Below are 12444 nucleotides of genomic sequence, written 5' to 3'. Positions count from 1 at the left end.
GTTCCGGGAAACTGGAGTGCTGAAATCGGGACTCGGTAAATCTACTGATTATTTTACCAATTAATGTTGAAATTAATGCTCAAAAATGTTCTCGTAGTGCAGCAAATCCAGATCCACGAAGGTGGGGAGACACTGAAAGCAGGATTCTGCCAACGCTAGCCGCTCTTCGCGCTGGAGCATCTCCGCCAGCTTTTGGCGGATGCTGAGCAAAAACCGCACGTCATTGGCGGCGTAGCGGAGTTGCTCCTCCGACAGGTTTAGCGCGTTGCCCCAGTCAGAGCTTTGGGCGGTTTTGTCCAGTTCCACCTGCTCTAGCTCCTGCACCACCTCCTTGAGTCCGTGGCGGGGGGCGTAGGTGCGGGCCAGCTTGCTGGCAATTTTGGTGCAAAAAACTGGACGAACCGCAATGTTGAGATGGTACTGAAACGCCGCCATGTCGAAGCGGGCAAAGTGAAAGACTTTGGTAATTTGCGGCGCTTCTAGCAACTGCTGGAGGTGGGGGGCGGCGGTTTGTCCCCGCAGGATGCGAACGACGGACACGCGCCCCGCAGGATCGCAAAGCTGCACCACACAAAGGCGATCGCGCCAGGGCCGCAGCCCCATTGTCTCCGTGTCAACGGCGATCGCCTCTACAGTCATATAATCTGCCAGCGCTTCAGCCGACAGATCCTCATCAAACACCTGAAATTCGTCTAATGCCATGTTCTAACCCAGATCCCGGAGCTACTTCAAATCCAGGTATTTCGCCACGTTTTGCATATCCTTATCGCCACGCCCAGAGCAGTTGATCACAATGCGGGGATTGCCTTCCAACTGGGGACAAAGCTGGCTCAGATAGGCGATCGCATGGGCTGTTTCCAGCGCCGGAATAATGCCCTCCAGCCGCGACAGCAGTTGCAGCCCCTCCAGCGCCTCCGCGTCCGTGATGCTATAGTATTCCGCCCGACCGGAATCCTTCAAAAAGCTATGCTCCGGCCCCACGCCCGGATAATCCAGCCCCGCGCTGATGGAATGCGGCTCGATCACCTGCCCGTCCTCATCTTGCAGCAGATAGCTCATTGCGCCATGCAGCACGCCCACCCGCCCGCGAGTCAGCGTCGCCGCGTGCTTCTCCGAATCCACACCTTCGCCGCCCGCCTCAATGCCAATCAGCCGCACCGACGGCTCATTCACAAACTCATGAAACAGCCCCATCGCGTTGGAGCCGCCGCCCACGCAGGCCAGCAAAATGTCCGGCAAGCCGCCCCACTGTTCCTGCGCCTGTCGCCGCGTTTCCTGCCCAATAACGGCTTGGAAGTCGCGCACAATCATCGGATACGGATGCGGCCCCGCCACAGACCCCAGAATGTAGTGCGTCGTTTCCACATTCGTCACCCAGTCGCGGATCGCCTCCGAGGTCGCGTCCTTCAGCGTGCCCGTACCCGCCGCCACCGGGCGCACCTCCGCCCCCATCAGCCGCATCCGAAACACGTTGAGCGCCTGCCGCTCCATATCATGCACACCCATGTAGATGATGCACTCCAGCCCAAACCGCGCACACACCGTCGCCGTGGCCACGCCGTGCTGCCCCGCCCCCGTTTCAGCGATAATGCGCTGTTTGCCCATGCGCTTTGCCAATAGCACCTGCCCCAGGGCGTTGTTAATCTTGTGGGCCCCCGTGTGGTTCAGGTCTTCCCGCTTTAGGAAAATCTGCGGGCCCGTGCCGTCTGGCCGGGCAAAATGCTGGGTCAGCCGCTCCGCAAAATACAGCGGCGTAGGGCGACCGACGTAATCCTTCAGCAGCGCCTGAAACTCAGCCAAAAACGCTGCATCGTCGCGATACTGATAAAACGCCGCCTCCAACTCACTCAGCGCGGGCATCAGCGTCTCTGGCACATATTTGCCGCCAAACTTGCCATATCGGCCAAGAGCATCGGGTCGCTGAACTGAGGTTTGGTTAATGGGAAGCGGAGTCAGTGTCACGGCAGTAAAGGCGCTTTGAATACTTACAGCCCCCATTATCGGGCTACTGGCGCTAGATGGCTAGGGGTGTGGGCTTTTGAGTCCCTGTAAACTGTCTTTCTCATACTCATAGTCACTAGATACAAAAATCGCTGTGCAGCTATAGACACACAGCGATCGCTACAAACTCTAAGACTTTGATTCAGAGTACCTGTCTTCAGCTTCTCTTGGAATAGAGTCAAATACTCAGACCTGGCATCCGGGATTCAGGCGACATTGATTTGCAAGATATGCTCTTAACATAGAAGAGCATCTATGCATATGTCGGTGTCAGATCCAGTTGATAGTTCGTCGAGAAGTTACCTGTAAATCTGGGTTTTACTCTTATGAAATAAGAGCCTGCTTGTAAGTCTCTGGTAAGCAAAGTGGTACCAGAGGAGCCGACTATAGCAGAGGCTAGAATCTCATTGTTGTCAATTAAACCGTTGTTGTTGGTGTCTCGAATCAGAATAAGATCGCTAGAAATGTCAGACGAGTTGGTGAGCCTAGCTTGTAAGTTGGCAGCACCGCTTAGTGTAAATCGATAAAAGTCATCTGAATCGAGTACACCAACATACTCTTTTAAGGAAGTGGTGCTAGAAAGTACACCCAGATCACGAGCAGATGACAAGGTATTTCCTGGATCGGGCAAGCCATTTCCTCCGTAAGGGGTCGTCACTACAGTCATCTCATAGGAAGTAGAAGAGTTGGTACTGCCGAATCGAGGATCTACGCGGATGAAGTAAGTGCCTGGAGGTAAATCTTGATTTATCCTGGCAGGAGTGTTTACTCCAGACCCCTCTCTAGAAAAGAACGCTTCATTGGCATCGATCAAACCATTATTGTTGGCATCTCGAACCAGTTGCACGCGGACAGGCGTGGTAGAAGCAGTGCCAGTAATTTGAAGATTCGAAAGATCATTCAAAGTAAATCGGTAGAAATCCTCCGGGTCAAGCCTACCAACATATTCTCTGAAAGAACGAGTGCCAGAGAGGATACCCAGATCAGCAGCAAGCGGTATTGTGTTTCCTGGTTCCGGAGACACATTGCCCCCAAAGAAAGTGGGTATTAGATCAAGCTGATACGGGGTTGGTCGGACAGATGTAGATTGAACCCTAACGAAATAGGTTCCAGGGGGCAAGTCCAGAGTTCGGCTGGCGACGGAATTGCCAGCAAAGCTGCTATCGGAAGCTATAATTTCGTCGTTATCAACTAAGCCGTTGGCATTGATGTCGCGAATGAGTTCAAACCTGGTTCCTGTGTCTGAACCGTTAGTTCTTACTTGCAAGTTTGCAATGTCATTGAGAGTGAATTTGTAGATGTCGGAGGGGTCGGCGGCACCGACAGCCTCCGAGACGATTGAAGTTCCCGCCAGCACTCCCAGATCGCGGGCAGTGTCGAGGCGTTCGCCAGGTTCGGCGGGGCGGGCGGCAGCGGTAATTTTGTAGTTAACTTCGCCTTTGATCTGCTGGATGCCAATGAAGTAGGTGCCGGGGGCAAATTCGTCCAGAAAGGTAATGTTTCGGCGGCCTGTGTTGAAACTGCGGATGATTGCGCCGCGAGCGTCTCGGAGGGTGACGCGGGCGCTGCTGGCGCGGTTGGCGATGCGTCCGATGGAGAGGTTGAGTTCGCGAACCTCGCCCAACGTGAATTTGGCAAAGTCAATACGATCGCGCGAACCGACATATCCATTGATGCGCCGAGTGCCCAGTCTACCCAGATTGCGAGCGCCTCTGAGAGTGTTATCTTTATTGCTAATTGACATGAAACCTGCGCGTATGAGTTAGAGAAGTCAGCAGTCCAGCGTGTCTTTCAACACAGGCTGTTGCGATGGCGTGCGTGTCACATGTCTACGATCGCCCATCTGAGGGATCAAGTGTTAGCGAAATTGCTGAAAGCTTGAAGGCTTCTTGATGAAGCTTTTATGTGGATTTTCATCAGGGCGATCGCCCTTGCGTATTCTCACTAAAATTTCTCCGCTGTAAAATCAGGAATTTCGCTTTCTGATACAGCCCTAGTCCATAAAATTCCTGATTCTCTGAATATGGACTTTAGCAGACGGCTATCTAGAGCAATTTATGGCAGACACAAAGCGTAAACCTACTTCTCAATCCGCAGGAAAAGTTCAGCCAGAAAGAAAAACCGTCTGGCAGGAATTTGGCGCGGGTGCTTCTGAGGATGCAGCAATGGAGCGTCCGGTGCAGGAACTGCCGCCCAACCAGCAGCAGATCCGCGTACAAGCCTCGCGCAAAGGTCGCGGCGGCAAAACGGTGACGGTGATCAGCGGGTTTCAGACCAAGCCCGAAACGCTGGCGACGCTGCTGAAAACGCTGAAAACCCAGTGTGGCGCAGGCGGCACGGTAAAAGACATGGAAATCGAGATTCAGGGAGATCACCGCGAGAAGATCATGCAGGTCTTGGTGAAGCAGGGGTATAAGGCGAAGGTGAGTGGCGGGTAGGAACGGAAAAATGAAGAACGAAGAACGAAGAACGAAAAACGAAGAACGAAAAACGAAAAATGGAAACCTCTTCCCTCTTCGTTCTTCTGTTTTCGTTCTTCTGTTTTCGTTCTTCCCTCTTTCCCTCTTCGTTCTTCTGTTTTCGTTCTTCCCTTTTCCCGCTTCCCGCTTCCCTCGCCCCGTTTCGCTCGATTTAGAGTACTCTGGTTCGAGTGAATGCCCGGTTTTTCGCAAAGCGGGTTTGGGGATTTTTCTGGTTTGTAGGATAAGCTCATGCGATCGCGAACCATTCGAGAAGGCTCTGTTGGATTACTGATTCTGCTGGCGTTGGGCATATTCGGCAGTCTGCTGCTGTGGCTGCGGGGGCTGAGCCTGGGGAATCGCAGCTATCGCGCCGTGGTGGAGTTTCCGAACGTGGTGGGCATGGTGGAAGGCTCCCCGGTTCGGTATCGCGGCGTGATCGTGGGCAAGGTGCGGAAGATTCGCCCGGGGCCGCAGTTTGCGGAGGTGGAAATTCAGATTTCGCCTGCGACGGTGCGAATTCCGCGAGATTCGGCAATTCAGACCAACCAGGCGGGGCTGATTGGGGAAACAGCGATTGACATTGTGCCCCGTCAGGAGTTTGTGGAGGCGGTGGCGACCAATCCGCTGGCGGCAGATTGTCCGGGGAGCGGGATTATCTGTGATGGCGATCGCCTGCCTGGAGAAGTGGGCGTAACCTTCGACGCGCTGATTAGCTCCACGATTCGCCTGTCCAACCAGTTTTCCGATCCAGAACTAATCGAAAACTTGAAAGCACTCACATTCAACTCTTCCCTGGCGGCGGCGGGCGTGACAACGCTGACAGGCGAGGTGACTGAACTCGCAAAATCTGTGCAGTCCGAACTGAGGACGCTGGCGGGGTCTGCAAATCGAACCACAACATCGGTGGGCGGCGCAGCGACTCAGCTCGGCCTCACCGCTGCCCAGGTCAACTCCCTGCTGGAAACCAATCGCTACGCCATCAGCAGCACGCTGTCTAACCTGGAGCAAGCCAGCAACCAGGTGCGCCTGCTAACGACTCGACTCACGCCGCTCGTAGACGATAGCGCCTTTGTGCAAAACCTGAATGCGCTGTCGGACAATGCGGCCCGCGCCTCACTGACACTGCGGAGCCTGACGGACGCAATCGGCACACCTGAAAATGCGCTGGCGCTCCAGCAAACGCTAGATTCGGCCCGCGCCACGTTTCAAAATGCAGAAAAGATTACCGCAGACTTAGACGAACTGACGGGCGATCCGACATTTCGCAACACCGTCCGCGATTTGCTGCGGAGTTTGGACAATTTGCTGTCGTCTGCTCAGCAGCTAGAGCAGCAGGTCGAGCTAGAGCAACTCTTGACCCCAGCGGCGATCGCCCTGCGAGACAAACCCACTGCTCCGCTCGCACCAGAGGCACAAGCCACGCGCCAGCCCCCAGAATCGACCCCCGTCGCTGCGCCAATCGCCACGCCCCCGTCCCCATCTGCTGCGGCCGCTGCCCGCGCCACCCCTGCCGTGCCACGCCCTGCCGTTCGCCAGTCTGCGCGACTGGGGCGATCGCTCTCCGCCACGGAAGCCCCATCTGCTGATAAGCTCAGAACCGTAAACACAAATTTGCCAGAGTAATTCACTATGAACGCTTGGCTGGTGTTGGGTTTGGTGCTGCTGGCGGCCTATGTGCTGGGGTCCACGCCCACAGGCTACTGGGCGGGTAAGCTGCTCAAGGATATCGACATTCGGCAATATGGCTCCAAGTCTACAGGCGCGACGAACGTGCTGCGGATTTTGGGGCGCGGCCCGGCGATCGCCGTTTTGCTGATCGATATCTTCAAAGGCGTAGCGGCGATCGCCCTCACTCGCTACGTCTACAGCCTGCCCAACATCGCCGCGCTGCCTTTGCCAAACGGGCTACCGCTGGGCACCTGGCTCCCTTGGGCGGTCATGCTGTCTGGGCTGGTGGCCATTGTGGCCCACAGCAAATCCATGTGGATTGGGTTCAAGGGCGGCAAATCGGCGGCAACCGCGCTGGGCGTGCTGTTTGCGCTGTCGTGGCAGGTGGGGCTGGGCGTGGCGGCCGCTTTTCTGCTGATGCTGGCGCTGTTTCGCATCGTGTCGCTGGGGTCGATCGCCGGAGCCATTTCCGCCTCGCTGTGGATGATTGCCCTGAGACAGCCCTTGCCCTATCTCTTGCTGGCGATCGCCGGAGGCATTTACGTCCTGATTACCCACCGGGCGAACATTCAGCGCCTCCTAGCAGGCACAGAGCCAAAGGTTGGGCAAAAGCATTTGTAAGAAGCATTTGTAAGAAGCAGCATTTGGGAGCGCAGCATTCGTAAATAGCAAATAGCAGCCGTCGCGCAGAGATGCGAAACGGAGTTGCGAAACGGAGTTGCGAAATGGGGATGCGAAACGGGGATGCGAAACGCTGGAATCGCCTTGCTTGAGCATTGAGCCGACCCTGTGACCAAAGTCATGCTTCAGGTCGTGACCTTTGCCTGAGGCGATCGCCCTATTTAGCTTCATAGGATTAATTCATCCCCCCAAACAGTCTCGTATCGATTCTCGATTTTAGATTTGCGATTTTGGATTGCCAGTCGAGCATCTACCCGGCTTCCAGCAATTTCATTCGTAGCGCTGCGTCGTCGTAGTGCTGCTTAAGAGAATCGATATCTGCGACTGAAATTGCATGTTGGATAAACCATTTGGAGGTTCTATGAAACTGAATCGAAAGGCGTTTCTTTGGGCTGGCATCGCGGCTGGTGTGATGGCATTCGCACCCCTAGCGGCGATCGCCGATCCTCCGGGCGGCATGGGTGGGCCCCGTTCTGGCCCAATGGAGCGTCTGAATTTGACGGAGGCCCAGCGCCAGCAGTTGCAAGCCATTCGAGAAAACAGCCGCCGCCAGATTGAGGCCGTGTTGACGGCAGAACAGCGCCAGCAGATGGAAACACGCCGCGCCGAGATGGAGCGCCGCCGTGAGGAATTTGCCAACCTCACCCCAGAACAGCGCCAGCAGCTCCGCCGCGAACGCATGGAACAGGGCGGTGGGCCCGGCGGGCCCGGTGGCCCAGGACGCGGGCCTCGCCCAGAACCCTTTGCTGACCTGAACCTGACCGATAGCCAGCGTCAGCAAATCCGCACCATTATGGAAAACGCCCGGACGCAGAGCGAGGCAGTCCTCACTCCAGAGCAGCGCCAGCAGCTTGAAAACATGCGCCCAAATCGGGGCGATCGCCCAGGCCAGGGCCCAATGGGTCGCGGGATGAACCGTTCTGGCCCGTCTGGGCAGGGGCAATAGCCCGATTCAGCGGTTTTTGGCAAAAACACTGAACTGAAATCCTGCGTCAATACTGCGTCCGTCAATACTGCGTCATAGAGTGCGTCATAGAGTGAGATTTGCGGCCCACGGTCAGCAGATCTCACTCTGCTCAATTCAACGCCCAATTCCCCTCCGCAGAAAATCCGCAGCGCCCCCTCTGCAACGACAAATTACGAGTCGTAAAGAACTAAGCAAAGCCGTCTTGCGATCGCCCGAAATGATGTAGAACTCAGAGTCTAGGGCTGGTTTCAAGGTTGGCACGGCTCGAAAAAGCGCCAGCCTTTAGCAGTTTAAATCAGCCCCCTTTGCAAGGAGTACGGCAATGTCTGAGGTGCGGTCTGGGGTGCGGTCTGAGGTGCTAATCAAGGGCGGGCGAATTGTGACGGCGGTGGATGACTACATAGCAGACATTTGGGTGAAAAATGGGCGAATTGAGGCGATCGCCCGCGACCTCTCCATCGACAGCGCCACGGTTCATGATGCCAGCGGACTGATCGTGTTTCCCGGCGGCATCGACGTGCATACCCACATGGAATTTGACCTGGGCGCGGCGCAAACCGTCGATACTTTTGAAACCGGGACGCGCTCGGCGGCCTTTGGCGGCACCACGACGATTGTGGACTTTGCCCTCCAGAAACAGGGCGACACCCCCAAACAGGCGCTCGATCGCCGCCTTGCCGCCGCCGAACCCCAGTGCTGCGTGGACTACAGCTTTCACATCATCCTTACCCACGTCACGCCAGAAGCCCTGGCCGAACTGCCCGACCTAGTAAACCACGAGGGCGTATCCAGCTTCAAAATGTTTATGGCCTATCCCGGCGTGCTGATGGTGGAAGATGCGGACATCTTTCGCGCCATGCGGAAGGTCGGGGCCCACGGCGGCATGATCAACCTGCACGCCGAAAACGGCAGCGTAATTCAGGCGCTGATCCAGGAGGCGCTAGAGCAGGGCAACACCTCGCCCAAGTATCACATGCTGACCCGCCCCAGCATCATGGAAGGCGAAGCCACCCACCGGGGCATTCGGATTGCGGAACTGGCGGAAGTGCCTGTGTATTTCGTTCACCTATCGGCAGAGGAGGCGCTCAGTTCGGTTGTGGAGGCCCGCGATCGCGGCATTCCCGCCTACGCCGAAACCTGTCCGCACTATCTGTTTCTGGATGACTCGGAATACGATCGCCCTGGGTTTGAAGCCGCAAAATACGTGATGACCCCACCGCTGCGATCGCACGCCTGCCAGCACGCCCTCTGGCGCGGTCTGAAAACCGACGACCTGCAAATTGTCTCCACCGACCACTGCCCCTTCTGCTACAACGAGTCGCCCTTTGGACTGCGTAAGTCTAAGCAGATGGGCCGCGACGACTTTGAGAAAATTCCCAACGGTGCGCCCGGTGTCGAATTCCGCCTGCACCTGCTTTACGATGGCGGCGTGAATGCGGGTCGCCTCTCGCTCAATCGCTTTGTGCAGTTGACCGCCACTGCCCCCGCGAAGATGTTTGGCCTGTTTCCCCGCAAGGGCACGATCGCCGTTGGCAGCGATGCCGACTTGGTGCTGTTCGACCCCCACCAGCGCCACACCCTCAGTGCTAGCACCCAGCACTCCAACGCCGACTATTCGCTCTATGAAGGTCGCGAAATTCTGGGCAAGGTACAGAAGGTATTTTTGCGCGGGGAGTTAATTGTGGAGGGCGATCGCTGGCTGGGTCGCGCTGGGCAGGGACAATTTCAGCGGCGATCGGCCTCTGGGCGCGTGTAGATGCAACGTAGATTCAACTAGTCCCAGGCCAGCCCATCCCTCCCCCAACCCGCCAATCCCAACATGACAAATGACCAGCCCCAAAGGACTGGTCATGGAGACGGCTTGTTGACGATTTTCAGAACAGAACTCAACCAAACCCAAAAGATTCAAAAATCTTAGGAACCTGTCTGGATCGTTTGCATTTGCAGGAACGACACCATCTGCTCCAGTCCACGCTGGATGCGGCGCGTCACGGTCATTGGGCTAACGCCGATGCGCTCGGCCACTTCCTTGCGAGACAAGTCGCTAAAAAACACAAACTCAATCGCCGCGCGGGTCTTGTCTTCCAGTTGATTCAGCGCCCGCTGAAGCTGCTGACGGTCTTCTTCGAGGCGCTGGAGCGCTTGGTAGCGCACATCGGGCAGCGTTTCGCCAAGGGTGATGGAGGAATCGACCTGCTGAACGGTTGCGTCTAGGCTCAGGGGCAGGCGGTTACGCACGGCCATCTTGATTTCACGCCACTCGTGAACCGAAATGCCCATGTGTTCCGCAATTTCTTGATCCATCGGCTGGCGACCCAGATCTTTGACCAATTCTGCTCGCACGCGCTGACCCTCTTTTTGCAAGTCTTGCCAGCGGCGGGGGACTTTCACAGCACTGCCGCGATCGCGCAAAAAGTGCAGCATCTCACCGCGAATATAGGGCACTGCAAAGGAACTAAAGGCACAGCCCTGGCTGGGATTAAACCGCTCGATCGCCCGAATCAGACCCAGATAGCCAATCTGCTCTAAATCCTCGTAAGGCTCGGCGCACTGATGGCTGACCCGGTGGGCAATTTTGCGAACTAGACCAGCATTCAACTTCACGAGCTGATTGCGAATGCTCACCGACTTGTTCTGCTGATAAGCCATCAGCAATTCCATGCTGTGGGAACGGAGAGAAGGTTGAGTAGCCGTCATCTGGGAAGTACCTGTTCTCTAAGATTTAGGCTCATTGTCCGCACTGACGAGGGGTGAAACCATCGTTATTTCACGGGAATGAACAGCGTACCCCTCTGGTATGTCAGCGTAAACACGGAGTTTCCATGAAAACCCGCCCCCTTTGCCTGCGGTTTGTGAGGCAGCAAGTCTACGGGAAAGCGCTTGCCCAACCCCGGCTAACATCCGCCAAATCGCCTAAAATCAAGGCATTAACTCTAGGACTTACGCAGTGGGGTGACTGCTCGCGGGCGCATCCTGCGAGCAGTTGCTCAAAATTCAGAAAACTTATCGCGGGTGCATCAGTCCTGAACTTAAAGACTGCAACTGCGTTGGTGCATCAGTCCCGAACTTAAAGACTGCAACTACGTTAACGATTTCGTTAACAATTGCGTTAACGATTCCATACCTCAGTTGCCGGGCGTAATCCTCGGATTTTGAGTAACCTGGAATGAGCTAACTCCATTCGTCAACTGTTCTATTCACAACCTTTCAGCGACTAACAGAGTACGTATGAGCAACACCAGTAATTTTCGAGATGCCATTCGCAAGGCCCAGACTCATGCCCTGGTTGGCCCTAATGTGATTCGCAATGCCCTGCCCTACGTCGGGGGTGGGCTGGTGCTGACGGCCCTGGGAACCTACGGGGGGCTGGGCGTAATGCAAAACAGTCCTGCGCTGTTCATGCCGACTTTCATCGCAGCGCTGATTGCCCAGTTGGTTCTCTTCTTTGTGGCGCGGGGTGTCGCAGAAAAAGGCAACAACGGTGTGGCGCTGCCCCTTCTAGCGACCTATAGCCTGCTGACGGGCTACACGCTGACTGGGCTGATTGCGGTTGCCCTGGGAACCTCTGGGGTCGGTGTTGCAGGGATTGGGCTGGCTGCCCTGGGCTGTGGCGCAACGTTCATTGTGGCACGGCAGATCGGCTCTAACCTGTCGGATCAGGACGGCATGGCGCTCACCAGAACTGTCCAGCTTGGCATGATTGCCCTGCTGGTCGTCCTGGTTGGACAATTGCTGCTGGCTCTGTTCGGAGTGTATACGCCTACTTTTCTAGAAATTGGCATTTCTGCCTTTGGCGTGTTTCTGTTTGCAGGGGCGGCGGTGGTAGATTTCTACATTCTTCCCCGCACGTATCGCGATGACCAATATCTACCTGCGGCGCTGTCGATGTATTTGACCTACATCAATTTGTTTGTCTTTATTCTGCGCCTGCTGATTGCGTTCAACCGGGATTAAGGTCAAGGAAGGTAAAGGCTTGACTCTGCATGACGCAATCCATGACGCAATCCATGACGCAAGCAATCCATGACGCAAGCGTTGTGCAGAGCAAGCCTTTTGGGTAGGCGCACGCAGTCGGACTGCACTTTATAACAATTGGATAACAATTGGGCAAATGCAGGTTTGATGGGAAATGCCATTGCAAGCTCCGCCCTTTGCTCTGGCGCAGAGCGAACCCATAGGCTACCCCGATACTGTTCATCGACAATCTGGCGGGCGATCGCCGACAAATCCTTACTTTATCGGAGCATCCTGTAGGAGGGTGTCAGACTGCGGATTCGCAGGCACTTGTAAAGCAGGATGTCCCGTATCTGGCGTGGCGACTTTGCACTGACCGAACAGACAATCTGCCAGTCCTGGGTCTGGGCAAAACCCAAAATTGCAGATATTTGCGGCGACACCAGAACAGTCGTAGAAATTGCAGGATTGTACAGCAGAAACGGTTGGTTCCAGCAGGGCAGTGAGAGCGACACCCAAAGCCCCAATTCCAATGATCTGCCCAGCGACTTGACTCAGTTGTGCGGCGGTTGAAGGTTGCATAGAAGTATCCGTCAATCAACATCAAAGGAGTTGAGCAAAGGAGCTAAACCGGGTCAACTCAGATTCTTAGCGGGGAATCACCAGCAAAGACAGCTAGCGAGATGTGGATGATCCCGTCCAGCACTGAGT

General features: G+C 55.7%; 10 protein-coding genes. 6 read left to right on the top strand and 4 right to left on the bottom strand.

Annotated features, from left to right (window positions below):
• Window positions 1-72: 72 nt before the first annotated feature.
• From HNI00_RS13975 to HNI00_RS13965, 3 genes are all read right to left on the bottom strand, one after another.
• Window positions 73-702 carry a ribonuclease D gene (locus tag HNI00_RS13975; RefSeq protein WP_316787146.1) on the bottom strand — a complete coding sequence of 210 codons (630 nt, stop codon included), beginning with the start codon at window positions 700-702 and terminating at the stop codon, window positions 73-75.
• 21 nt (window positions 703-723) lie between these two features.
• Window positions 724-1962, bottom strand: a complete 1239-nt coding sequence (gene trpB, locus HNI00_RS13970) for a tryptophan synthase subunit beta (RefSeq protein ID WP_316787143.1) — start codon at window positions 1960-1962, stop codon at window positions 724-726.
• A gap of 292 nt (window positions 1963-2254) precedes the next feature.
• A complete protein-coding gene (locus tag HNI00_RS13965; RefSeq protein ID WP_316787141.1) occupies window positions 2255-3745 on the bottom strand; it encodes a hypothetical protein in 1491 nt (496 codons plus the stop codon).
• Window positions 3746-4058: 313 nt separating this feature from the next.
• Between HNI00_RS13965 and HNI00_RS13960 the strand changes: the two genes are divergently transcribed.
• The 5 genes from HNI00_RS13960 (at window position 4059) to hydA (ending at window position 9535) form a co-directional block, all read left to right on the top strand.
• Window positions 4059-4439, top strand: a complete 381-nt coding sequence (locus HNI00_RS13960) for a translation initiation factor (RefSeq protein ID WP_316787139.1) — start codon at window positions 4059-4061, stop codon at window positions 4437-4439.
• Window positions 4440-4712: 273 nt separating this feature from the next.
• The gene (locus HNI00_RS13955) at window positions 4713-6086 is read left to right on the top strand and encodes an MlaD family protein (RefSeq protein WP_316787137.1); all 1374 of its coding nucleotides are present in this window, start codon (window positions 4713-4715) and stop codon (window positions 6084-6086) included.
• Between the two features lie 6 nt (window positions 6087-6092).
• Window positions 6093-6752, top strand: a complete 660-nt coding sequence (gene plsY / locus HNI00_RS13950; protein ID WP_316787135.1) for a glycerol-3-phosphate 1-O-acyltransferase PlsY — start codon at window positions 6093-6095, stop codon at window positions 6750-6752.
• Between the two features lie 421 nt (window positions 6753-7173).
• On the top strand, window positions 7174-7758 hold the full coding sequence (locus tag HNI00_RS13945) for a Spy/CpxP family protein refolding chaperone (RefSeq protein ID WP_316787133.1): 585 nt from the start codon (window positions 7174-7176) through the stop codon (window positions 7756-7758).
• 343 nt (window positions 7759-8101) lie between these two features.
• Window positions 8102-9535, top strand: coding sequence for a dihydropyrimidinase (gene hydA / locus HNI00_RS13940; protein ID WP_316787131.1), 1434 nt, complete (start codon window positions 8102-8104; stop codon window positions 9533-9535).
• Between the two features lie 158 nt (window positions 9536-9693).
• Here hydA and HNI00_RS13935 read toward each other — a convergent pair whose 3' ends face one another.
• Window positions 9694-10476 (bottom strand): RNA polymerase sigma factor SigF, encoded by a 783-nt coding sequence (locus HNI00_RS13935; RefSeq protein ID WP_172357015.1) that lies wholly within the window; start codon window positions 10474-10476, stop codon window positions 9694-9696.
• A 531-nt stretch (window positions 10477-11007) separates the two neighbouring features.
• On the opposite strand from HNI00_RS13935, the gene HNI00_RS13930 reads away from it, so the two are divergent.
• On the top strand, window positions 11008-11733 hold the full coding sequence (locus HNI00_RS13930) for a Bax inhibitor-1/YccA family protein (RefSeq protein ID WP_297087048.1): 726 nt from the start codon (window positions 11008-11010) through the stop codon (window positions 11731-11733).
• Window positions 11734-12444: the final 711 nt, after the last annotated feature.

Origin of the sequence: Thermoleptolyngbya oregonensis NK1-22, assembly GCF_032705245.1 — a bacterium.
Lineage (GTDB): Bacteria > Cyanobacteriota > Cyanobacteriia > Elainellales > Elainellaceae > Thermoleptolyngbya > Thermoleptolyngbya sichuanensis.
The sequence above is the reverse complement of the archived record's forward strand: the minus strand, read 5'-3'. Positions and strand labels throughout refer to the sequence as shown.